Origin of the sequence: Sphingobacterium puteale (genome assembly GCF_050986225.1) — a bacterium.
Taxonomy (GTDB): domain Bacteria; phylum Bacteroidota; class Bacteroidia; order Sphingobacteriales; family Sphingobacteriaceae; genus Sphingobacterium; species Sphingobacterium puteale.
Window position 1 is genome coordinate 6,391,210 of the sequence record NZ_CP158959.1, and the last position, 25,576, is coordinate 6,416,785.

The window sequence follows — 25,576 nt, forward strand, 5'->3', positions numbered from 1 at the left end:
ATTTAAATTGTGTTAATAGAACTTCTTTTCGTCCGCAAACTTAGCTAAATTTGCCCTTAATAGCAAATTTAGCTAAGTACCAATCGGTTTCTAAAAATAGCTTATCGGAACGAAAATTATCAAAAAATTAGTATTATTTCTTCTTTAAGAATGCGTTCAATAGCCCTGTTGCCAATTTACCCAAAAGCTTGACCCCTTCTCGTGCAAGCGTCGTTGTCGCTGTACGCTGCGCGGCTTCCAACGGTGTTTGTCTTCTTGATGTCGGCCTGGCGGCTTTGGCGGATTCTTTCTCCGCTGCTGCGCGCTGTTCCTCCTGTTGCACGACCTGCATTTTTTCGTCGATCATCTCAGCCGCCGAACGATTTTCCTGTCTTTGCTGATATTTTACCTTCAGGTCTGACTGATTAATAATCTGATTGATTGTCACATCGTCTGCAGGCCCCATCACAGCACGGGCAGGTACCAAATGGGTCGCCACTACCTCTGTGGGAATACCCTTATCATTCAGCACAGTAATTAAGGCCTGACCGGTACCCAAAGAAGTCAAAATCTGATCAATCTCATAAAAGTCTGATTTGGGATAGGTTTTAACTGTCTTTTTCAGATTTTCGGCATCATTGGGTGTAAAGGCCCGCAAAGCGTGTTGTACACGGTTTCCCAGTTGCGCCAATACGGATTCCGGAACATCTGTCGGAGACTGTGTACAGAAAAACACACCAATACCCTTGGAGCGGATAAGGCGGATAATCTGATCAACTTGCGTTAAAAAGGCTTTGGAAGCCCCGTTGAAAAGTAGGTGCGCCTCATCAAAGAAAAACACCAATTTGGGCTTGTCCAGATCCCCTACTTCGGGCATATTCTTAAATAGCTGGGCGAGTAAGCTCAATAAAAATGTCGAATAAAGCACGGGCTGATCCTGTACATCGGAAATATTGAGCAAACTGATCATACCTTTGCCATCAACTTTCTGAAATAAGTCATTGATATCAAATTCCTTCTCACCAAAGATATGGGCAAGTCCCTGTTGTTCCAAAGCGACGATCTTACGCAGGATCGTCCCCGAACTTGCTGAACTGATCTTCCCATAATCATTCTTGATCTCTTCACTTCCGGGACCATCAGAAAGATAGGTTAATAATTTCTTGGTATCATTAAAATCTATCAATGGCATCTGATGATCTTGGGCATACTTAAACATGGCCGCCAAAACTCCGGTCTGTGTTTCATTCAGCTCCAGAATCCGGCCCAACAAGACCGGTCCAAAATCACCTATCGTAATCCGCATCGGAATTCCTTTGTTGCCCGACAGTGAATACAGTTCTACCGGAAAACTTGCCGGTTCAAAGGGTATCCCGACCGCATTTCCGCGATCCAGTAAAGCTTGATTGGTAACACCGGGAACGGCAAGACCAGAAAGGTCGCCTTTTACATCCAGCATAAATACAGGCACGGAGGCATCCGATAACTGCTCAGCAATCAGTTGAAGCGTCCGCGTTTTCCCTGTTCCTGTGGCACCGGCAATCAGTCCATGGCGATTCATCATCTTCAGCGCCAGATTGACCCTTGCTTCGGCTAAAATTTCACCATTCAAAATACCAGCTCCCAAATATATAAAAGCCCCCTTGGGGTTATAAGAAGCTTGAACCTTCTCGATAAATTGTTCTTTATTTGCCATAGAAAAGGCTTAACATTTATAATTTATAAACACTATTGAAAATTTTCCAAAAAATAATCTTTTCGTCACAATTTCGTGCCAAATTTCATTTTTTATGTACTTTTAATTTGAAATTAACATAGAATTGTTATTTTTACCATGTAAAACAATATCATTAAAGGTACTAAAAAATGTTAAATAAGAGATTTAGATTTGTGGCAGCATTCTTATGTGCGATCATCTTTTTTACAAAGATGGCCATCTCTATATCGCCTATTTTTTCCAATAGTTTAGATCAAAACACGATCCTTCAAATTGTTTTACAAATAGAAATCGAGAACAACAATGGCGCAAGCACAGATACGCTTGAGACTGCCTCAAAATTTTTCAATACAAAAACTGACGAACCCATTGTATTCGAAACAATCCTAGTTGAGAACCAAGGAAAACAAAAGAATTACCTAAAAAACGAGAAAAGCATTTTAGCTTTCCATCCTACGGTTCCAACGCCGCCTCCTAACTGTTAATAAATACATCCTTATGGGATGTATTCAAATTATCCACATGCTGAATCCCAGTATGCGGCCTCTTATTGATTTTTCCTGATAACGCCAATGCAAAAGCATCGAGTGCCCTTCAATCGGTACCCATTGCTATCGCAATAGGCGGCTTTGAGAAAATTTATTATACAGATAAACACAAATTTTATGTTTGGAACTCGTACGTCGGCTTTTCTGAAACTTTCGAAAAGAGACTTAAAATATGATTTCCCTGCTAGTGTTGTGGTGTTTTTGGTGGCACTTCCATTATGTTTGGGAATTGCAATGGCCTCAGGTGCGCCATTGTTTGCAGGATTATTGACTGGTGTAATTGGTGGAATCGTTGTTGCTTCAATCAGTAAATCACCACTCAGTGTAAGTGGACCGGCTGCAGGTCTCACAGTTATTGTTCTAGGTGCAATTCAGAGCTTAGGCGCTTATGAAACCTTCCTTCTTGCGGTTGTCATCGCAGGTGTGGTCCAGGTGATCCTTGGCATTTTAAAGGCGGGTATGATCGGAAATTATTTCCCCTCCGCCGTTATTGTCGGCATGTTGGCCGCTATCGGTATTACCATTATTATGAAACAAATCCCTTTGGCATTGGGATTAATCGAAACACACGCTTTTGAATTGGACAATGGACACGGTATAGGGGCATATTTTGACACCATTGCCTCAGCCATCAATTTTGGCGCATTGATTATCTGTGCCCTATCCTTAGCGATCTTAATTTTTTGGCCAGCGATTCCGAAATTGAATAAGGTGCCAGCACCATTGGTTGTTGTGATCGTTGGCGTAGGCTTAGCCTATCTTTTTCAGGGCTCTTCCTTTCAGCTACTTGACAAACAGTTTGTTCTTGTTCCGATTGTTGGCTCATTTGCTGAATTTACAGGCTTGTTCACTTTACCTGATTTCACGCAGATTGTCAACAAGGATGTTTGGATAGCTGCATTTACCATTGCGATCATCGCCAGTCTCGAAACATTATTGAGTATTGAAGCAGTCGACAAGATTGACCCCTATAAACGTAATACGCCGACTAACCGTGAATTAGTCGCACAAGGAATCGGGAATATGACCAGTGGACTTTTGGGCGGTTTGCCATTGACCTCTGTTATTGTACGCTCATCAGCCAATGTCAATGCGGGCGGAAAGACAAGACAGTCAGCCATCATGCATGGTATTTGGCTACTTGTTGCCATGTTGGCTATTCCGACTATGTTAAATATGATTCCTTTGGCATGTCTTGCTGCCATTCTATTGCACACAGGCTATAAATTGGCTAAGCCGAGTCTATTTACTTCAATGTATCGAAAAGGGCTGGACCAATTCATTCCATTTTTCGTGACTATTGTAGCTATTGTAATGACAGATCTATTAATGGGTGTTGGGATCGGAATCGTAGTGGCTACATTCTATATCCTACGGGCCAATATGAAAAATGCCTTTAAGTATAAGATCGAAAAAGACAACGAAGAAGATAAGGCAGTGATCACATTAGCGGAGGAAGTGTCATTTCTGAATAAGGTACCTATCCAACAGAAACTGTATAGTTTGCCAAAATCAGTCAGTAAGATCCGTATCGATGGGACATTCAGCAAATTTATCGACAAGGACGTGATTGAAGTCATCAAGGACTTCGAACAGAACGCAAAAAGTAAAGGCAAGGAAATCGAGCTTTTACAGGTCGTATATAAAAAATAATTTGTTCCAAATGAACAATAGATTTAGAAATTTGTATTAATATAAAATTGAAAAAACGCCTTTGGGCAAATAGAGAATATGGAAAATAAAGATTTAAAAATAGGATTTGACAATATTATTAAAGGGAACAAAGAGTGGATGGATTTTGTAAAAAATGATACCACAGGACGTTTCCAACAACTTGCAAAAGGTCAAAATCCCGAAATTCTTTGGATTGGTTGTGCAGACAGCCGTGTACCGGCCAATGAATTGACTGGTACAAAACCCGGGGAGGTCTTTGTACACCGCAACATTGCCAATATGGTCATCCACTCAGACATGAGTTTATTGAGTGTACTGGATTATGCCGTCAACGTGTTAAAAGTAAAACATGTTATCGTAGCTGGACACTATGGCTGTGGTGGTGTGGCCGCATCTTTAAGCCGCAATCAATACGGTATCATTGATAACTGGCTTGGTCACATCAAAGATGTATACCGTTTGCATAGCGAAGAGATTGATGGTATCGAAGAGAATGAAAAGAAAGTAGACCGCTTAGTTGAACTCAATGTCAAAGAACAGGTTTTTAATCTTTGTTCTACATCCATCATCCAGAATGCATGGAAAAATGGCCAGGCACTTGCCGTGCATGGTATGGTAATCAATATCGGAACAGGTCAATTGATTGATCAAAGTTGTACTTTTACAAGCAATGAATCCCTTGGAAAGGTATTCGCTTTCAAATAGTAACAAATCGGTAAAAAGGGACGAAGATCGTCCCTTTTTTATTTCACATCATCGCTGCGCCAGCAGTCGTGAGTATAGCGGGTATTTTTCGATTGATTACCTGCTCAGACTAAGCTGAATATCTATCATATCCTAGCTAATATCTCGCTTCTAATAATTAACTTTGTATTATGAGTGAAGAAAAATCATTAAATTTTATCGAGGAAATTGTCGAAGAAGATCTTCGTACAGGAAAACATGGCGGACGTGTATTGACACGTTTTCCTCCTGAACCAAATGGTTACCTCCACATTGGTCACGCCAAATCCATCTGTTTAAATTTTGGATTAGCACAGCAGTATAATGGCAAGACTAATCTACGTTTTGACGACACTAATCCTGTCACTGAGGATACCGAGTATGTTGAAAGCATCAAAAAAGATATTCAATGGTTAGGATTCCAGTGGGCAGAAGAATTATATACTTCAGATTACTTTGAAACACTTTACGGCTACGCTGTTGAACTTATAAAAAAAGGACTTGCTTACGTGGATGATAGCACCGCGGAAGAAATTGCGGCAGCAAAAGGTACGCCGATAGAACCTGGTATTCCAACGCCGTACCGCGACCGGTCTATAACAGAAAACCTGGACTTATTCGCAGATATGCGCGCAGGAAAATATAAGGATGGTGAGAAAGTGCTCCGTGCAAAAATAGATTTGGCCAGTCCAAATATGCACCTACGTGATCCATTGTTGTACCGCATCAAACATGCCCACCATCATCGAACAGGAAATCAATGGTGCATCTATCCAATGTATGATTTTGCCCATGGACAATCGGATTCCATTGAGAAAATCACACATTCGATCTGTACACTTGAATTTATTCCACATCGCCCACTTTACGATTGGTGTATTGAAAAGCTGGAAATTTTCCCGTCCAAACAATATGAATTTGCACGCTTAAACATGACATATACGGTCATGAGCAAACGTAAACTATTGCAATTGGTCAATGATAAGTTTGTTGAAAGCTGGGATGACCCCCGTATGCCAACAATCTCTGGCTTGAGAAGAAGAGGATATACTCCCGCGAGTATTCGTAACTTCTGCGATAAGATCGGCGTTCAAAAGCGTGAAAACATGATTGACGTCAGTCTATTGGAATTCTGCATCCGTGAGGATCTCAACAAAACCGCCTGGCGTAGAATGGCTGTGCTCGATCCGATTAAATTAGTGATCACAAATTATCAAGATGGCCAAGTAGAAGATTTAGTCGGTGAAAATAACCCCGAAGTTGAAGGTGGTGAAGGCCACAGGATCATACCTTTTTCCAAGGAACTATGGATAGAGCGAGAAGATTTTATGGAAGATGCCCCAAAAAAATTCTTCCGTCTTGGTCCTGGGCTTTCGGTTCGTCTAAAACACGCTTACATCGTTACTTGTAACGATTTCGTCAAAGATGAAAATGGAAAGGTAACAGAAGTACATTGTACTTATGTCCCTAATTCTAAATCCGGTGAGGATACTTCCGGACTAAAAGTAAAAGGAACAATCCATTGGATTTCTGTTCCTCATGCAAAGGAAGCCGAAGTAAGATTGTACGACAGGTTGTTCAATGATGAAAATCCAGCAGCAGCTGAAGATTTCAAAGAATCTATCAATCCAGCAAGTTTACATGTGGTAGAACGTGCCTATATCGAGCCAGACTTAGCGAACGCTACTCCTGGTAAAGGATATCAATTTATACGTTTAGGTTACTTTACGTTAGACACACATTCGACTCCAGCACATCTGGTCTTTAACCGTACAGTGACGTTGAAAGATTCCTGGGGAAAAGAAGTAAAGAAAAATGGTTAAGTAAACCAAACGCTAAAAAGCAAAAGGTCGGAAACAATTCCGACCTTTTGCTTTTTATATCTTACAATAACCTACCCCCCCAATCTGTCCTCTCTCTTTTTAAACATACACAGACAACACTGCTTGTCCACATTTGGAAGAATAGCAAATGATAAAGGTACATCTTTTCTGCCAAGCTGTAAATTATTTTATTCAGTTTTTAACTTGATTATCGTCATTCACTCAATGCCCTAAAACAAATAGTTTTACAGCAAACAAATACCATTAACGACATGAAAAAGTTACTATTTCTTGCTTTTGCACTTACACTCGGTGCTTCAAGTTTACAGGCACAGAACAGTCCTGAGCAACGCTGGCAGATGCGTCTTAGAGGAGTCGCGGTAATGCCCAACGAGTCGGCCAATATCAGCACTATTGGTGGCGACATTGCGATCAACACAAAATTTATCCCAGAACTAGATTTCACTTATTTCTTTACCAAAAATATCGCCGCAGAGCTGATTTTAGGAACAACAAAACACAATGTCAAAACCATTGGTTCCGACTTAAGTGCCATTGGAGGGAACCCCTCAGCAAATGTAGATTTAGGTAGTGTATGGCTCCTGCCTCCGACCTTGACAGCGCAATATCATTTTCTTCCGGATGGAGACCTCAGGCCCTATGTAGGTGCAGGGATAAATTATACAATTTTCTATAGTGTAAATGATGGCCCCACGGTCAAGAACGTAAAGTATGAAAATGCTTTTGGATTTGCCACACAGCTCGGTATTGATGTCAAGCTTTCAGAAAAGTATTTCCTGAATTTAGATGCTAAGTATATTCTCTTGAAGACCGATGTTCAAGTGGATGCTTCCAACTTGGCCCCGAACTTATCAATACCGGCGAAAGTTGATATTAACCCTTTTCTTTTGGGGATCGGATTCGGCATGAAGTTCTAGCATTTCTTTAAACTCCCTATATAAAATGAGGCACCTTCTGACGACCAAAGGTGCCTCTGAATTTCTATTCTATGCCATACCATTGCTGATACTGCTTTCTAAGCCCCTCAACACGCGCCAGTCGTTTGCTATCTTTGGCTGCCAATAAGATATCTCGATAACGATCGACTGAGTCCAATGCCGTCTGCATATCGCTCCATTCAAAACCCAGATTTTTTTTATCTAATACCAATTGGTGTAAATAGTCCATATTTTGTGAAACATAGTTCAAATTTCTGTCTACGATATTTCCGGCCAGGTGTCCTTGTCCAGAACGGTATAAGCTGTCAATGATATCCGCATAGTTAATCGCATCCGACATTGCATATACACGATCCGGCAATTGGTCATATGCTTTCTTAGCTACTTTCCCAGCCTGCTTTACCTGCCCTTTTTCCAACAACAAACGGGCCGTCTTTCCAAAAATATCCCGGGCATACATACTGGTAAAGCGAAAGGAGTCTGTATCCAAATAGCTTGCATTTTTGACATTTCCCCAATGATATTTATGCATGATATTATCATATAATGCTTCTACGTTGACCAAAGCAGGTATTTCACCAACAGTCGCCTGCTGGTCATCGGTGGCAGCGACCGGCATCAGCCTTGAAGCAAATCCTTCGTTGACAAGATATTTATCCAGCCCCAGTTTAATATCACCGGGCAGCATATTTGAAAAATAGATCGGCCGATCCCAATGATTATTTTCAAGAAGGGAAAGCAAAGTCAAATCTGATCGACTTAAGTGATCACCGGGGATTTCCCATTCCATCGTTGAAACAACTGCATGCTGTAAATAGGCCGGTACGGCGTTCTTTCTCAACACCTCGGCTTTATCAATAGTGAGTCTGACCTTCTTGGACGGAAAGTAATTCTCCAGATTTCCCGAATTCAGCTGAACTTTATAATCTGGATTATCGGAAGTAACAAATTGCAATAATTGTTGAACATCAACTGCAGCATTCAACTGTCGATCCACGAAAGGGATATAATCCCGAATACCCTTTTTTGTTTTTTCTGCAGGTATCTTTATTGGAAGTCCCGCAGCCTGATAAGTTGGTTTCTTAACCTGCTGCATATACCAATCACCCGTTAAGTAACTCAGTACAACTATTCTTACGTCGGGACGAACACCTTCCACCTCCTGCAAATACCATAACGGAAAGGTATCGTGATCGCCATAGGTAAACAAAATCGCATTTGGCGCGCAGGTTTCAAGGTAATTGCGCGCAATATCCCGCGCCAGGGATTTTTCGGAACGATTATGATCATCCCAGTTTTGATGTACCAGAATCATCGGTCCTCCCAAAAGTGCAAAAGATACCCCTGTAGCCAAAGCATACCGGGTATGAAGGACACGTTTAAAAAGGCGCACCAATGCTATTGCGCCAAGTCCGATCCAAATAGCAAAAGCATAAAAGGATCCAGCGTAAGCATAATCACGTTCACGGGGTTGCAAGGGAGTTTGATTGAGATACACGACAATCGCTATCCCCGTGAAAACGAATAACATAGTCACCACCAAGGTGTAGGGCTTATTGTGTCGGTATAACCAAATCGCTCCTGCTAAACCCAATAATAAAGGCAGGAAAAAATACGTATTTCGGCTAGGATCATTTTGTTGCGATTCAGGAAGGTCATATTGTCCGCCAAGGCGCCAATTGTCCAATGGTTTCAATCCTGAAAGCCAATTCCCATCGGTATATGTTCCATAACCTTGTTTATCATTCTGTCTTCCTGCAAAATTCCATAAGAAATAACGTGCATACATTTCTCCCAATTGAAAATGAAAGAAAAACTTAAAGTTATCAGAGAACTGCGGCTTTTCACCGTCTTTTAACTTGAGATAACTTCTATAGTAAGCTTGATGATTTGCATCCTGACTATAAATACGGGGAAAAAATGTTTCTCGATCAAAATCATACTTATCCACCTGTGTAAATGCCGTATAATTGGACTCATCTTTCCGATAACTGGTTTTACTTTCTACGTCCACAGGTTTCGAATCGTAATAAGGTCCTTTCATCAAAGGTTCCCGTGTGTATTGTTCCCTTCCCAAGTAACCCAAAAACGAAAAGACATTATCTGGTGCATTATTATTGAGGGATGGATTCGCTTTACCGCGGATCAATACCATGGTATAGGAACTATAGCCAAACAGAATAAAACAAAAGGCCAATAAAGCCGTATTTAACGTATACTTCCGGTTTCTATGTGAATAAAAAAGGCCATATATAATAGTACCGCCGATAAGTATGCATAAGAAAAGAATTCCGGCCCCAAACCCCAGTCCGAGCGAATTCACAAACAACAGGTCTATTTTTGAAGCAAAAGCTACCAACCACTGAATGACACCCCAAAGAATTGCTGCCAAAACCAACAAGCCCAATAAGAATGCCGTTAAAACACCTTTCAGATTAATTTGCGAAGTCCTTTTAAAATAGACCACCATGGCTATGGCCGGAATAGCCAACAGATTCAATAGGTGCACTCCGATCGAAAGTCCCATAACAAAAGCAATAAAAATCAACCAGCGGTCGCTTCCATGCTGATCCGCCCGCGCTTCCCATTTGAAAATTGCCCAAAAAACCACTGCCGTACAAAGCGAGGACATCGCGTATACCTCAGATTCCACAGCGGAATACCAAAATGTATCACTGAAGCTGAAAGCCATTGCCCCGACTGTCCCTGCAGCGAAAAGCTGTAGGTAGTAGGGAAAAGTAGGCTGTTGTGGCTTCTTCAAAATTTTCTTGGCTATAGCAGTGATTGTCCAAAACAGAAATGTCACGGTCAAACCACTACAGATTGCCGAACCAATATTCATCCAGTAGGCTATCTTCCCGATATTACCGAATGCGAGATTGGAAAAAACATTCTGGATAAGCAAAAATAAGGGTGCACCAGGCTGATGAGCCACCTCAAGTTTGTAGGCACAGGCAATAAATTCACCACAGTCCCACCAGCTTACGGTCCTTTCAACAGTAGCAATGTAGACAAGCGTGGCAATAAGGCCACAGGTCAAACCGAATACAGTATTTAATTTATTGTACGTCATAGGGTCAATTGGTCTAAATCTTTATTCCTTTTAGTACTTTAAATTAAACAGTTATCTCGATTTGAAAATGTTAATTAACACTATTTAACATCATGATTTAATAAAAATATTTTTCTGAGGAAGCTGCTTCTATACTGAAAAGAGAAATACAGTCTTTTAAAGGGAAAGTAATGTCATCCTCCGTCGGCCATGTACAACAGGCAACAATTGAATGAACAGGAAATCGTTTCATAGAGACGTAGACGTATTTCTACTATAGTTTTAATAAAAAAGCGAGGGACTCTTCCCTCGCTCTATTTATATTTTTAGACCAATTTTTCAACGATCTTTTTGGTTGGGCCGGGATTACTCATAGTATAAAAATGCAGCACTGGCGCGCCAAATTTGATCAGTTCCTGACATTGTTGTACAAGCCATTCTTCACCGACTTGTCTCACATCGGCATTGGTTTTACATGATGCAACTGCATCACTCAATTCCTCTGGAATATCCAAATGGAAAATTCGTGGCAATGTGACCAGCTGTTTTTTTGTCGTCAAAGGTTTGAGCCCCGGAATAATAGGCACATGAATTCCGTTGTCGCGGCATTTGGTCACAAATTCCTTGTATTTTTCTACATTAAAGAACATCTGCGTCACGATAAATTCAGCCCCCATATCGACTTTTTGCTTCAGATATTTAAAGTCCGTATTGAAATTAGGTGATTCAAAATGTTTCTCCGGATATCCGGCAACTCCGATACAAAAATCAGTTTTTTCAGATGTAATAATATCTTCGTGGAGATACTTCCCTTTATTCATATCTGTGACCTGTTCCAATAGGTCCGTAGCAAAAGCATGACCACCTTCAGTTGGAATAAAATCAGCATCTCCTTTGCGCGCATCGCCTCGCAGCACCAGCACATTGTCAATACCCAAGAAATTCAGGTCAATCAAAGCATTTTCTGTTTCCTCTTTGGTAAAGCCACCACATATCAGATGCGGGACAGCGTCCACCTTATACTTATTCATGATAGCAGCACATATCGCCACTGTTCCCGGTCTTTTGCGATAGGATACTCGCTCCAATAACCCGCTAGCATGTTCCTTATAGATGTAATCTTCACGATGATAAGTTACATCTATAAAAGGTGGTTTAAATTCCATCAGCTCATCCATTGTTTTAAAAATACTTTGGATGCCCTGTCCCTTTGCAGGAGGCAATAGCTCAAAAGAAAACAATGTTTTTCCTTTAGCATTCTGGATATGATCGGTAATCTTCATTAAAAAACTGTTTTAAGTTTGGGTTGGCTTACATCGAAACGCACAAGTCGAGGATATGTCTATCTGCATGTAACTTATCTTTCCCACATGGAGCAGGGTAGAATTTAGCACCTTGAACAATACAGGTTGCTAAGGCTTCATTGGGTCTAGTCCCTCGGCCTTTCTCTATAAGCGTTGCTAATATCGTTTTAAAAAACCAAACAACAAAAATATTTTTCGAAAATCTATAAATTACATCGATAAAGCTGTCTTGCTTCCGGCTTTATCGATGTAATTTATCCCAAAGTTGATAGTGAGTTACGTAAATTCTTCAAATAAAATGTAATCAACAGCAACCCCGTCACACTATACTTCTCCTTTTGTCCGTACTTAAACCCAGCTAGCAAATATTGATAGGCGACCAATGCATTTTCCTCATTGTAAAACAGCTCCTTCCAGGAGACAGGAACATCTTCCCATGCCTTTAATACAATTCCATTTTGGGCATAGGTAATCGGCGACTCAACTCCGTCTATCTTGTAATCATGATGAACGCCAGAATTAGAAATGTGCTGAAAATAAGCAATCGAATAATCTAAAAAATTCAATGCACGCTCCTTTATCTCCCGGTCATTCTCAGCTCTTGTTGGAATATTACGCCAAAGATTGATTCCACTATCAAATTTACTGGGCTGCTCGCGAATGGGTGTCTTGTCCAATTCGAAATTGATGTACAGTCGCTCGGTATTTGGCAAATGGGCGGAATTAAACGCGGAGAAATCACCTTTCAACTGCACAAAATCCTTTTTCACCTGGATAATATCCAAGGAGAGTTTTCCCTTTGTAGCATCTATAAGCTCAAGCTTACTTCCGTTAAATGTATATTTACCATACAACAGGATATCGTCTATGGCGAAGACAAAATGTTCTTTATCCCGAAGGGAAAGAAAGGAACGATAATAAAGCGGGTGATCACAACGGACATCAGGCTCAACATTTAGCGGATTATCGGCTTTGGCCTTTAAATAAACCTCATTGGTATAACCGCAGATAACCTGGTAATTTCCGTCAGGAAACTGCTTATCCTTTCCCCAAAAACCGCAGGAGGACAAAAATATCGTTAAAATAAGGATCAATAATGGTCTCAAACCGGCTCATTTAGTAATGGTCAATATATTGATTATTTAGTACCAATATACTCAAAATCCCTCAAAGTAGGATATACCAGATCATTTTAACAAGTGAGTTCTGCCAATAAAATCAAATACTGTTGTGACCCAACCTGATGAAACAAAAATAGGTTCAAAACTTCGCTTAGGAATTTGAACCTGTTTTGTTAATATTTACGCGAATCAAGAAATACGCTAAATCCCGATCTGGACAACGGATTTAGTAGCTAAGACCGTCTCTCTTATTCTTTATAGAGATCGACTAGCCCTTCAGGCAATGCAACTTCAATAATTTCTTCTTCACCATCTATTCCTAAAATTAAGTCATCGGATAGTGGAAACATCATTTCTTTACCATTCATATCAACTGTAGCGACGAATTGCTGTGGAAATTCCTGTACATCCGTAATTTCTCCCAGTTCACCATGAGTTTCGTCGATCACCAAAAAACCAATTAAATCCGTATATCTAAAATCATCTGGATCCCGCTCTGGCATTTTATCATTGGGCAGATAAACCTTTTTGCGGACAAGCGCCTGTGCCTTGTCGATGTGATCGACATCTTCAAATGTCACGTAAGCCGTACTATTTTTCTGCAGTTTTATAGCATCGATAAAATAGGGCACAAGCTTTTTGTTGACCTCCAGAAAAACGACGTCCATATCCAGGCTTTCGTAGTCTTCAAATTCGAAAAACAATTGCATTTCCCCTTTAAGGCCCCTCGTTTTGCTGATATAGCCTATATAAAAACTTTGATCGACAGTCATTTGGTAGTATTGCGTATTGAGATATTAGTATTGAGATGCTTTTTTTATCAGCTTGGCTATATATCGAGCATCTATTTAATTTTCACTTTTTTGCATGAAGGTATGATGGTATGGCCTACTTCCTAGTTAAGCATAGCGCAATCAGCATCACATTTTAGCCCATAAACAAGTTTATTAAAAAAAGCCGGCTCAAGATTGAGTCGGCTTTCTCGAATACTTTATGAAAGAATTAACCTTCAGTTTCTTCTGATGCAGGAGCTTCAGTCTCTTCAGCAGCAGGTTCTTCTGCTACAGGAGCATTTTTAGCAGCTACAGCAGCAGCTTTTTCTTCTTTTTTCTTCGCCTCAGCAGCTAAAGCAGCTTTTTTAGCATCAGCTTTAGATTGAGCTAAACCATCTTTTTTACCAGAGATTCTAGCTTCTTGAGCTTCAGTCCAAGCAGTGAATTTAGCTTCAGCAGCAGTTTCGTCAAAAGCACCTTTTTTCACACCACCTTGTAAGTGTTTTTTGTAAAGAACACCTTTGTAAGAAAGGATAGCACGAGCTGTGTCAGTAGGTTGAGCACCTTTATTCATCCAATCCAACGCTTTTTCGAAATCCAAAACGATAGTTGCAGGATTTGTGTTTGGGTTGTAAGAACCAATACGTTCGATGAATTTACCATCACGTGGAGCGCGAGAATCCGCTACGACTACGTGGTAAAAAGGACGTCCTTTTTTACCATGTCTTTGCAATCTGATTTTAGTTGCCATTTCTTAATTTTATTTTATGTATTCAACATATCCCCCGAGCTTCATACTAGAGGGGATGCAAAGATAGTTATTTTTTTCTATTCATAGACATAATTTAATAAAACTTCGCTGAAAATGACATCCTTAGCATCTTCAAAATCCCCTTTAACAACATAACTCATTGCACTAGCTTTGCCGTCACCACCTAAGGTAATCTTTACAGCTGTTTTCTTTGTCCAATCTGGCTGAATTTCCTGATTGGCCTTTCCCTGAACCAAGGTAGAGAAAAAAGAATTTTCTAAATTTTTGGATACAACCTGATTAATATCAATCGGATTAAAACCCATTTGTTTGTAAATAGGATAAAGAGGATTTATTGTAGTGGAATATTGAAAAAAGGAGAATAAAGTAAATTCAAGTTTAGAGTCTCCAGGAATATTCAAAAGCGGCGAGAAATATAGAAAGCTTTTCAGTTTTTGGATATTATCGCCATTATAGGCAAAAGTCAACTCCTGCTCATCTCCTATTTGCTCATAGAATTTCTCCAGTTTCCGATAGACAACTTTGGAAGGTACAGGCATGTTCGAAGTATAAGAATAGCTTGTCAATAATTTATCTTTAATAAGCGATTCAGCGCCGCCGGTGCTTATTCCATCTTTAATCGGCGAGTTCTTATTATACAAACTGTCAACAAATACACTTTTCAGACGATTCTGTTCATCCCAATGATAACTTAAACGCACGATTTTCTCCCGTTCAATTCCGCCCGTTTTATCCTGTAGCGCAATACGCGAATAATCTACACGCCCATTTGTGCCATAATGGAACTGTTGCTCATTCACTTTTGTTACCCGCCCTTGGACATCATATTGAAACTCATAGCTACTTTGACTTGTATTTGAGTTAAACTGCGTCGCACTTCTAAATAAGACGAGTCGAGTATTATCCTTCTCAGATCCATCTTTTTTACAGGAATAATTAAAGGCGCATGATAACAGAAGGAGGCCCACTATATATTTCATAAAACAATAATTTGGTCAATAAATGAGAAGCAAATTAAGTATATTTTCTCAGTTAAAATAATCTTCGGCATTTTTGCCAATTCACATTTTACTTTTTACCTTCATTCCATGAAATCTGTTGCGCCATTAAAAATACTTAAAGCTTCGGCCGGTTCCGGAAAAACCTTCAGCCTGACACTGCATTATCTCACTTTACTATTATCCAATGAAAATAGCTACAAAGAGATATTGGCTGTGACATTTACCAACAAGGCCACCGCGGAAATGAAAGAACGCATACTCACTGTACTCCATGGCCTGGCTATCGGAGACTCCGGTCCTAAAATCGAAGATTTTAGAAAATTGTTACTGCAGCAGCACCCCGATTGGACCCCCTATCTAATCCAGGAGAAATCTCATCGCGTCTACCGCCAGATCTTACATGACTATAGCCATTTCACAATAAGTACAATAGATGGTTTTTCCCAAAAAGTCATCCGTGCATTCACTTATGAGCTTAATCTCGATGCGGCCTATAAGATCGAGATGAATGTCAATAAAGTCAAAAATGAGTTGACAGTTATGCTCAATCAGCTACTGGATGAACGACCTGACCTACTCGATTGGATTATCTCCTATGCGGAGAAAAAAATAGCCAAAAATGAGAACTGGAACTATCGACAACAATTGATGGGACTGGCCAACCTTATTTTCTCTGAAAATTTCCAGGAGTTTGACAGCTATATTAATTCCGCCAATCCGAGAGAAGTTTTCAATCTCCTGAACCAGGAAATCGAACAAAAAATAAATTCTTTCACAGAAGCACTTTCGCTGACCATTGAAGCTTTCAGTGAAACGTTTAAGAGCTTCAACATCAGTGAAAATGAACTCAAGGGAAAATCACGCAACAAGATTATCTCGGCGAGCAAGACCAGTAAAAAGACCGACAAGCTAAGTTCTTCCGAAATTGCCAAGATATTGGACAAATACGTACAGCTAATAGACAATGAAGACGCATTTACAGCTACTGACAAAAATATACGCCATGATCTTCTGTCAGCACTTGCTCCCGTCCTAAAATCTTTTCAGACGCTACAGGAGAATCTACCGGCTTATATTGCCTACCAAGCAGTGCAGAACAATCTCTATTACTTGCGCCTGCTCAAAGAAATGAGCGACCTGCTCACCCAGTGGCGCAAGGAGAACGGCGCACAGTTAATCTCAGATTCGCAGATCCTGTTAAATAAACTCGGTATCGATGAGAACAGCGATCCGACATTTATCTGGGAAAAAATAGGCAATCGCTTCAATTATTTTTTATTTGACGAATTTCAGGACACCTCACGTATCCAATGGAAAAACTATAGCCCTCTACTGATCAATGCACTTGCAGATGCAAATGGTACCCTGAGTGAACATCTGATTGTTGGCGATGTCAAACAAAGTATATACCGTTGGCGAAACGGAGATTGGCGTATATTGCTCCATCAGGTCGAACAACAAATTGGTCATGCATTCCACCTCGATGAAACTGCCAAAACCACTTTTATTGAAAACGGAAGCCTTGACACCAATTTTCGGAGTCTTCCAAATATCATCCTGCTAAACAATTATCTTTTTAGCAGTATTCCTCAACATTTGCAAGAGGTTCTTAATAAAAAGGTCGATGAAAACTTAGACGAAGATGGGAAACGTTGGTGGGCCGCTTCAGGCAATGATAACATGCTTATCAAAGCCTACGAAAACAGTCAGCAGGAAATTCCTCCACACAAAAAGGGGAGCCTCGACAAGTTGGGCTCCATTGAAATAACATATATCCCTGTGTCAGATGGTCGTTTTAGAAGAAATCAGGTCGTTGAGGAATCGCTTCTGTTTTTATGTGAAAAAATAGAAGAATGGTTTATTACTGGGAGATATCATGCCAAACAGATTGGTATCCTTGTCCGCAGTAATGCGCAGGCCAAATTGGTCATCCAAAAATTGATGGATTTCAAAAAAGAGCAAAATCTTACCTTCGAGGTCATCTCCGGCGACGCGCTTGTTCTGGCCGGCAACGATGCTGTTCTTTTGCTGATAGAAACATTAAAAGCACTCGTTTACAATTCGGACAAACACAGTATACACAAAGCAAAAATGGTCTATCTCTATCAGACCCTACAGAAAAATACAGTCAGTCAAAATGCTTGGCTAGCATTTGCTTCAAATGACATCCGTGCGCTGAAAGATTTTCTTCCCCATCCCCTGATCGACTCCTGGGAAACCTGGCAGAAACAGCCATTGGTTCACCTCATAGAAAAACTGATCGAAATCTATGGCTTCACAACCGAGCAAAACATCCATCTGCCCTACCTGCTGGCATTCAAAGATATGATATCGGGCTTCTCTTCCAACGGTGAACGCGGAATCATTCAATTCCTGGAATTTTGGGAAGAAGATGGTCATCGTGCAGTACTGCCATCCAATGGAGAAATCAATGCGATTGAGGTAACGACAATCCATAAATCAAAAGGGCTCGCCTATGATGTTGTCATGCTCCCGTTCTGTTCCTGGGATCTGGATGGCATGATCAATGGGGATTTTTGGATAGATACCCATGAAACGCCATTTGCCCAATTGGGAAAAATTCCTATAAAGTATACAGCAACAGTTGGAAAATCTGTGTTTTTCAAACAGTATTTTGAAGAAATGCTATTCAATTATATGGACGCGCTCAATACCTTCTATGTAGCGACAACCCGTGCTATTGAACATCTCTATATTACAGCTCCTTTATTTAAAGAGTCCGTTGATAAGAAGACGGGGGAAATTACGGGCTATGATATCAAGGATGAGTATATAAGTGATATACTTTATCAAGTATTAGATTCAACTTCCGCTCCATTTACATTGGAAGGCACCTCTGTTAAGATCGACCAGACCATCAAACAAAAAGATCATCAAATCCGAGGGAACAACATCATTTCACTCAGCCACTACCCTATTTCCAAAGAACTGGAAATGGCCTTAGAAAAATCCAGTACACGTACGGTCAACGACATCATGATGCTGGAGAAAGCAGCGCAGTATGGGATATTGGCCCACGAGATCATGTCCCAGATTTCTCAAGAAAAAGATATCTCCAGATTAGTACGGCAGCTAATTCAAGAAGGTATACTCTCAAAAGAGGAGGAACCCTTTCTGATGCAGGAAATCAACCAGATCTGGCACCACCCAACCATCAATCAGTGGCTCACCGGGAAATATAAAATCTGGAATGAAGCCAGTATCATTACCGCTAAAGGCGAAACCATCCGCCCCGACAAAGTCTTCACCTCCGAAGAAGAAACAATTGTACTGGATTTTAAGTTTACGCAAACAGACTACATCGGACATAAATATCAGGTAGATAACTATAAAAAAAACTTGGTGAACCTAGGCTACACCAATGTTAAAGCCTATCTATATTATGCCAAATCAAATCAATTAATTGAAGTAAAATAAACAATCGCGATGCAGACAGCCTTTTTAAAATTAGTAGCGGCGGATATTCAAAAACGTTTTGGAAACGATTTGAGTGAGATTGCCATCGTGTTTAACAATAAACGCCCGATTACGTACCTCAAAAAACATCTTGCCGATGTCTACGGACAGGCAATCTGGTCCCCTCAATTTTTCACCATACAAGAATTCTTTAAATTATCAACCAACGATACCGACGCGAATGCCTTAGCACAATTCTTTCAGCTCTTTAAAATCCATAACGACCTTTTGGCCGCGGAAGGAAAACAGCCGGAGACTTTAGAAGAATTCTATCCCATTGCGGAGATTATATTGAGTGACTTTGGACAACTGGATTATGATCTGGTTCCGATCGACCAGGTTTACCTGGAACTTTATGACAACACTAAAATTGACATTGCTTTTCAACATCTTACGCCAGAGCAACAGGGGTTCATCCGTCAGTTTTGGCAATCATTTTCCATAGCGGGGCATAGCGGTGTACAAGAACGCTTTTTACAATTATGGAAAAGACTTCCCCTATTATACACGAGATTCAAAGAAAAGCTTAAAGCAGAAGGCCAAACCAATTATCCTACAATCTATCGAGACCTGGTTGAGGGCAGGGCGTCAAATCAGGACTTTACATCATCTTTTCAGCGGATCCTATTCGTTGGTTTCAATGCATTAAATAAAGCCGAGTCTAAATTATTCCGCAAATGGCAGGAAGAAGGGAAAGCGCTGTTCTACTTCGATGCAGATGCCTACTATCTGGAGGACAACATGCAAGAAGCGGGCCTATTTATTCGTCGAAATATCTTTCAGACCGGACTTGTCAATGCATTAGGCGACAGTCCGAATATTATCGGGAATAGAACCTCAACAGTAAACCTATATGCGAGTACAGGAAAAATAAGTCAGACAAAATTGCTTTATGATATCCTCGAAAAGCAAAATAACACAGATCAAACTTCAGCCATCTTATTGGCCGATGAGAACCTGTTAGTTCCTTTGCTCCAAAGTCTACCCGATGTTAATCCCAATATTACGACCGGATATCCCCTAACCCAATCGCCGATCTATGGGCTATTGGACTTATGGATGGAAGTGCATCTAGAAATATCACAGTTAAAAAAACGCAAGCTTTCCTATCAGACCATTGAGACTTTCATCAATCATCCCCTGACACAAGTCTCTTTGGAAGACAAATTGCTAATTCAGAAAGAAATCGCCGATAGGCAATTATTTGAAATCGCCTTGGAAGAGCTACATTTCAAAAGTTCCTTACCCCAATTTTTCGTTCCCATTGGACATGCGTCCCAGTTGATCCCTTCACTCATCAACATCGTTGAAGACTTGCTGCACAGCATATCATCATATGAACGCATCCGTCAGATTGACAATAACCTGCTGATAGAAACCAAAAAGACACTCAACCAGCTGTTATTGGGATTTGACACCGTTGCCCCCTTGAGCATCGGCTTCCAGATCGGCTTGATTAAGAAAGCCATATCACCGATAAACTCCGCGATAGAGGGAAACCCGCTAGAAGGCATCCAGATTATGGGGCTTTTGGAAAGCCGATGTCTAAATTTTGACAATGTTTACATCCTGGGGGCCAACGAAGGTATCCTGCCCAAAATATCCAATTCCCCGACGTTTATTCCCAATAGCCTGCGAAGAGCTTATGGACTTCCGATATTGGAAAATCAAGATGCACTCTCAGCCTATTTATTTTACAGACACTTTCAATATAGCGAGGGAATCCATATTTTTTATAACGGCTTGGTTGACGAAAGCTCAACAGGAGAGGAAAGCCGATTTATCAAACAGCTGGAATTTGAAAGCCAGTTTAATTTTGAACGAAAAGTTCAACAACAGACAATCCAGTTCGCCGATAAAACGGCAGAGATTATCATCGAAAAGAAGGGCGAAGTATGGAAAAAGATGTATCAGGACTTCATTGTCGATCAGAAACGAATATCAGCGACCGCATTAACAACTTATTTGCAGTCTCCGTTGCAGTTTTTCCTCAAGCATATTGCAAATATCAAAGAACCTCCTTCCATTTCACAGGAATTTGAGATGAACAAATTGGGAACTGTTATCCACAATGTCATGGAGAAAATATTCCTGCCGTTCAAAGATCAGAAAGACTTTACACCAACGCATATTCTGCAGCAGCAATTCAATCAGATCGAATCTTTTGTTATTCGGGAAATAGGCTTTCAATATCAGGTTGAATTAACTTCCACAAACGATTTAAATAGCCTACAGCGCATCATGTTAAAGATCGCCTGTGAATATATCAAAATGTATCTCGAATATGACATCGCCAATTATAAGGCCTTCCGTATTATAGAACTTGAAAACGACACCGACTACATACTTCCATACCCTATTTCTGTAAATGGTAAAGAAGAACAGGTTACTTTATATGGTATCATTGACCGGGTCGACGAAGTTGTCACCCATGATGATCGGATCATCAGCAGGATTGTCGATTACAAAACAGGAGGTGATTCCGTTAGTTTTAAAGAGATGGACCAGGTCTTTGCCCCCAATACGGAAAATAAAGCGCTGATACAAACACTTTTCTATGCCTATGTATTTGAGCAAAAGACAGGCCGGAAGCAACTGGAGCCACATCTATATGTTGCTCGAAAAATGCGTGAGGAAGGAACTCTGTTTAATGGCAAAGAGGGTGTATTAACCGCCGACTTTCTCGCCTTTCAGAAAGAGAACTTCGTCGGATTCTTGAGCAAGATACTCTGTGAAATTTTTAATCCTGAAATTCCATTTAGACATAATCCGGATGCGACCATCTACCCCAGCGATCCTTATACGCTGTTCTATAGAGAAGCGAGCAAATGGGCGGAAAATGAAGAATCAGTATAGGAAAGGCCTTCAGCCTGTTAGCTCAAGCGCTAAGAAAAGGGGACATTCAAGAATGTCCCCTTTTCTTAGCGTTTATTTTTTTTTATCGCCTTATTGGCTCGCCGTTTGGCGGTATTTATTTTATAATGAAACCAATGATCTTTAAAGATCTTACGCATGGTATTATCAAAATGTCTGGTGATAAAAAGGTTACGTGCTCCTTTTAATTTCTCACTGATCGAATTTGCCAAAGCCCTTACTGAAATAGAATAACCTTCGGTCTCATATTGTATGTAGTGCCACCAGCCTGCAGGCATATAGAGTGTTTCTCCCGGGTGGATCACCGCCTCATACCCCTCCAGATATTCTATCCCCGGAAATTCCTCCACATTGCTATACTTTGGATTAGCAATACTATGGAAGTTATATGGTAGCTTATACATCAGATCAGATTGATCATTTGGAAAAAGCCAAATACGTTTAAGTCCCTGAAACTGTGATATAAACACATGGGACATATCGATATCAAAATGATTCCGTGTACTTGAACCTTCGCCTCCGAAAAACATAAAGGGCAGCCACTGCAATACTTTTCCACCTGTTACATCATTATAGATAACATCCTGTTTTAGCTCGGGACGTATCTTGAGCAGATTGAACAGAAACAATCGTAACTCGGTAGGTTCTTTAGTAATAAGATCCAAATATTCCGCAAATGTCATTTGCCCCACAGGAGCACTGGCAGCACGATCCATCGAATCTTCTTCTTTTCCATAGACATCAATCTTAATATCACCGGCTATTTCCTTAAAGTAATCATAACTCCATTTCTTCCATGCAGGACTATCAGCACTAATAAAATCTTTTATAACCACCGGAAACCCAGGTTTCAGATATTTTTTTAAAAAGTCCTCTGATCGAATGCCCGAAATTTTATCAACTTGCTTTAAATTCACGACTGACTAATTTTGCTTAATTACAAACATAAAAAAAATATTTCTACCAAATTTTAAAAATAACGCATACACTTTATTTTTAATCGGAACAAATAACCCAAATACAATTTAATGGAAATATATTTAAAATCTCAATGACATCTGTCACTTTTAATACATTTCTCCCTTACAACAATCCTTATCCACAAACCAATATACAACGATCATACTTTCGTCACCTTTCCTTATCAACGGTGTGAAAACGAAACGAATATTTTAATTCAAGTATCATCTACCTTGCAGATTCCCTATTCAACAAAAAAAGGGTTTTGAAAAACCCCTTTATATTATTGACCTAAGATAGGTATTATTTATTCACTTTTTTGATATATTCTTCTACGGCCATTGTCATACTAGGTGCCTTTGGTGTAGGCGCAGGAATATCCAATATCAATCCATGCTCCAAAAGGGCCTGCTGTGTTGAAGCTCCAAACGCAGCTATTCGAGTATTGTTTTGCTTAAAGTCCGGGAAGTTATCATATAACGACTGAACACTGGAAGGACTAAAGAATACGATTACATCGTAAAATACATCTTTAAGATCACTCAAGTCACTTACTACTGTTCTAAACAGAACTGCAGGTGTAAATTTATAACCGTTCTGCTGCAACCAGTTGCTTGTTTCTTCATTGGCAACATCTGAACAAGGGAACAGAAAATTTTCTGCTTTATGCTTTTTCAGCACTTCTTCCAAATCTTTAGCTGTCTGTTTACCGAAGAATATTTTGCGTTTCCTATACTGAATATACTTTTGAAGATAGAGGGCGATTGTTTCCGAAATACAGAAATATTTCATTTCTGCAGACACTTCAAATCGCATCTCCTCACATATCCTAAAATAATGATCTACAGCATTTCTACTTGTAAATATTACCGCAGTATAATCTGCTAAATTAACTTTATCCCTACGCACATCTTTGGCGGGAACTCCTTCTACGTGTATAAAACCTCGAAAGTCTAATTTTAACCCGTATTTCTTTGCTAAATCATAATAAGGGGACTTATCGTTTTCAGGCTTTGGTAAAGTCACCAGTACACTTTTTACCTTCTTTGCTCTTTCTACGTCTGAAGTTTGCATATTAACCAGTTTTAGCTCAATAATCTTAACAGTATTAATATTGGTGCTATTTCTAGGCAACAAAGGTACAAAATTAAATAGGAAATTGAAAATTTATACATCGACATAATATGAGCCGCTGTTTTGAGAAATCTATATAGGAACAGCAAGATGGCTCCAATAATTGCCAGATGCAAGACTATGCCAACGGAGGATAAAGGTGCAAGACTCAATATCAATAGCACCGGAAGCATCAGGAAAAGCGTATTAAAATAAATCAGATATAATACGGTCACATATTCTTTGACAAGTTTTCTGATTTCAAAAACAAAAGACAGGAATCGGATAAATCCAATTTTAAAAGCAAACAGACCGCCCACCATACCGACCGTCTTCATATAATTGGGAAAGGTAATAAAATCGAAACGGTTCAGTTCGTAAGCATAAAAAAGACTGACAAACAAAGCTATCGCTCCCGAGAATAATACAAATAGGAAAATAAACGGCCATGAAGTCAGGATCGTATCCTCTTTACTAACGGACAGCAATACCCTGTCATCAAAATAACCCTGAAATACCAATTTTATATCAGAAGGAAAAAATACACGGATTAACCCAACGCCAAATATCAAAAAGAGCGCCGTAAATAATATCCAGTTGTCCCGATGTGGCTTAGGTGTTCCATATTGCCGTTCCAGGGCATTACCACTTTTCTCTCCTTTAAAATATTGTTTTACATTATAATCATACATGTTGTGAATAACCAGCCCCTCTGTCTCCACCGTAACAATCCGATATTGTTTTTGAAGTGCCGGATTCAAAGATGCCAGCATCTCCTGGTTTGACGACGCCACTGAATCCCTTAACATAAGTGTACTATCAGGCAGAGACACACTTTCTCGAACAGCCTGTCGCGATATCCGTCGCTGCGCACTCAACTGTACAGCCGAAAACACAAAGAGGATTACAAATACAATATAATATCTAAAGACGTTAACTTTCATTGAAATAAATTGTCCCTTATCGGCCATTCAGAAATCATGGGCCGCTTAGATTCGAAACTCTTTTATGATCGTAAAGTTAGGATAAAAAGTTATATTGCATTCAAAAAATCTTTATACAACATGCCAAAAGAAATAATACGCTGTCAATGGTGCGGATCTGACGAACAATATGTGGCCTATCACGATAAAGAATGGGGGCGACAGGTAAAAGATGATAAAACCCTTTTCGAATTTTTGGTGCTCGAATCAGCACAGGCCGGTTTGAGCTGGATTACGATCCTCCGTCGGAGATCAGCTTATCAAGAAGCCTTTGCTAATTTTGATGTCAATAAAGTCGCCGATTTTACGGCAGCTCATGTCGAGGCGCTCTTAAAAGACTCCGGTATTATTAAACATCGAAATAAAATTGAGTCGACCATTACCAATGCGCAACTGTTCGAAAAAATCCAGATTGAATATGGTAGCTTTTACAATTACCTGTACACATTTTTACCCGAACAGCAACCCCTAGTCAATCACTGGTCTAGTCTACAACAGGTTCCAGCGACGACTGCGATTTCTGATAAAATAGCAAAAGACATGAAAAAAAGAGGTTTCAAGTTTTTTGGCTCCACCATTTGCTATGCTTACATGCAAGCAGTGGGCATGGTCAATGACCATATTGAAAGCTGTTCTTTTAAATATTAAACCACATGATAGGGTCAAGGAAAAAAGATGACAAACGACCTTGCGGAAGGATGTTTCTATAGTTCCTTGATCTAT

18 protein-coding genes and 1 riboswitch are annotated in these 25,576 nt (G+C 40.0%); of the genes, 8 read left to right on the top strand and 10 right to left on the bottom strand.

Going from position 1 to position 25,576, the window contains the following annotated elements:
- Positions 1–133 precede the first annotated feature (133 nt).
- Positions 134–1,675: a helicase HerA-like domain-containing protein gene (locus tag ABTV71_RS26485; RefSeq protein WP_121120747.1), complete on the bottom strand. Its 1,542-nt coding sequence runs from the start codon at positions 1,673–1,675 to the stop codon at positions 134–136.
- Between the two features lie 170 nt (positions 1,676–1,845).
- Here ABTV71_RS26485 and ABTV71_RS26490 point away from each other — a divergent pair, with 170 nt between their 5' ends.
- The 5 genes from ABTV71_RS26490 (at position 1,846) to ABTV71_RS26510 (ending at position 7,402) form a co-directional block, all read left to right on the top strand.
- Positions 1,846–2,181, top strand: a complete 336-nt coding sequence (locus ABTV71_RS26490) for a hypothetical protein (protein ID WP_245971225.1) — start codon at positions 1,846–1,848, stop codon at positions 2,179–2,181.
- Between the two features lie 180 nt (positions 2,182–2,361).
- Positions 2,362–3,897, top strand: coding sequence for a SulP family inorganic anion transporter (locus ABTV71_RS26495; protein WP_121120748.1), 1,536 nt, complete (start codon positions 2,362–2,364; stop codon positions 3,895–3,897).
- A gap of 78 nt (positions 3,898–3,975) precedes the next feature.
- Positions 3,976–4,623, top strand: coding sequence for a carbonic anhydrase (locus ABTV71_RS26500; protein WP_108634797.1), 648 nt, complete (start codon positions 3,976–3,978; stop codon positions 4,621–4,623).
- A 170-nt stretch (positions 4,624–4,793) separates the two neighbouring features.
- Positions 4,794–6,464, top strand: coding sequence for a glutamine--tRNA ligase/YqeY domain fusion protein (locus tag ABTV71_RS26505; protein WP_433901635.1), 1,671 nt, complete (start codon positions 4,794–4,796; stop codon positions 6,462–6,464).
- 272 nt (positions 6,465–6,736) lie between these two features.
- Positions 6,737–7,402 (top strand): OmpW/AlkL family protein, encoded by a 666-nt coding sequence (locus tag ABTV71_RS26510; protein ID WP_433901636.1) that lies wholly within the window; start codon positions 6,737–6,739, stop codon positions 7,400–7,402.
- 64 nt (positions 7,403–7,466) lie between these two features.
- Here the strand turns inward: ABTV71_RS26510 and ABTV71_RS26515 are convergent, their stop codons facing one another.
- The 6 genes from ABTV71_RS26515 to ABTV71_RS26540 form a co-directional block, all read right to left on the bottom strand.
- Entirely contained in the window at positions 7,467–10,496 is a 3,030-nt protein-coding gene (locus ABTV71_RS26515) for a protein O-mannosyl-transferase family (RefSeq protein ID WP_433901637.1), read from the bottom strand.
- 305 nt (positions 10,497–10,801) lie between these two features.
- Positions 10,802–11,758, bottom strand: coding sequence for a methylenetetrahydrofolate reductase (locus ABTV71_RS26520; protein ID WP_121120757.1), 957 nt, complete (start codon positions 11,756–11,758; stop codon positions 10,802–10,804).
- 71 nt (positions 11,759–11,829) lie between these two features.
- Positions 11,830–11,932: riboswitch (SAM riboswitch) on the bottom strand.
- Positions 11,933–12,033: 101 nt separating this feature from the next.
- Positions 12,034–12,885 (bottom strand): hypothetical protein, encoded by an 852-nt coding sequence (locus ABTV71_RS26525; protein ID WP_147430279.1) that lies wholly within the window; start codon positions 12,883–12,885, stop codon positions 12,034–12,036.
- Positions 12,886–13,148: 263 nt separating this feature from the next.
- Positions 13,149–13,673, bottom strand: a complete 525-nt coding sequence (rimM, locus tag ABTV71_RS26530; protein ID WP_121120761.1) for a ribosome maturation factor RimM — start codon at positions 13,671–13,673, stop codon at positions 13,149–13,151.
- Between the two features lie 229 nt (positions 13,674–13,902).
- On the bottom strand, positions 13,903–14,424 hold the full coding sequence (locus tag ABTV71_RS26535; protein ID WP_077437135.1) for a 30S ribosomal protein S16: 522 nt from the start codon (positions 14,422–14,424) through the stop codon (positions 13,903–13,905).
- Between the two features lie 77 nt (positions 14,425–14,501).
- Entirely contained in the window at positions 14,502–15,425 is a 924-nt protein-coding gene (locus tag ABTV71_RS26540; RefSeq protein WP_121120763.1) for a hypothetical protein, read from the bottom strand.
- Between the two features lie 108 nt (positions 15,426–15,533).
- On the opposite strand from ABTV71_RS26540, the gene ABTV71_RS26545 reads away from it, so the two are divergent.
- Positions 15,534–18,884 carry a UvrD-helicase domain-containing protein gene (locus tag ABTV71_RS26545; protein ID WP_433901638.1) on the top strand — a complete coding sequence of 1,117 codons (3,351 nt, stop codon included), beginning with the start codon at positions 15,534–15,536 and terminating at the stop codon, positions 18,882–18,884.
- 9 nt (positions 18,885–18,893) lie between these two features.
- Positions 18,894–21,779, top strand: coding sequence for a PD-(D/E)XK nuclease family protein (locus ABTV71_RS26550; RefSeq protein ID WP_433901639.1), 2,886 nt, complete (start codon positions 18,894–18,896; stop codon positions 21,777–21,779).
- Positions 21,780–21,844: 65 nt separating this feature from the next.
- Here the strand turns inward: ABTV71_RS26550 and ABTV71_RS26555 are convergent, their stop codons facing one another.
- The 3 genes from ABTV71_RS26555 to ABTV71_RS26565 form a co-directional block, all read right to left on the bottom strand.
- Positions 21,845–22,714, bottom strand: a complete 870-nt coding sequence (locus ABTV71_RS26555) for a cupin-like domain-containing protein (protein WP_121120769.1) — start codon at positions 22,712–22,714, stop codon at positions 21,845–21,847.
- Positions 22,715–23,060: 346 nt separating this feature from the next.
- Positions 23,061–23,831 carry a uroporphyrinogen-III synthase gene (locus ABTV71_RS26560; protein ID WP_165309272.1) on the bottom strand — a complete coding sequence of 257 codons (771 nt, stop codon included), beginning with the start codon at positions 23,829–23,831 and terminating at the stop codon, positions 23,061–23,063.
- 11 nt (positions 23,832–23,842) lie between these two features.
- On the bottom strand, positions 23,843–24,814 hold the full coding sequence (locus ABTV71_RS26565) for a DUF4271 domain-containing protein (protein ID WP_433901640.1): 972 nt from the start codon (positions 24,812–24,814) through the stop codon (positions 23,843–23,845).
- A gap of 120 nt (positions 24,815–24,934) precedes the next feature.
- Between ABTV71_RS26565 and ABTV71_RS26570 the strand changes: the two genes are divergently transcribed.
- Positions 24,935–25,501, top strand: coding sequence for a DNA-3-methyladenine glycosylase I (locus tag ABTV71_RS26570; RefSeq protein ID WP_121121259.1), 567 nt, complete (start codon positions 24,935–24,937; stop codon positions 25,499–25,501).
- The last annotated feature ends 75 nt before the right edge of the window (positions 25,502–25,576 follow it).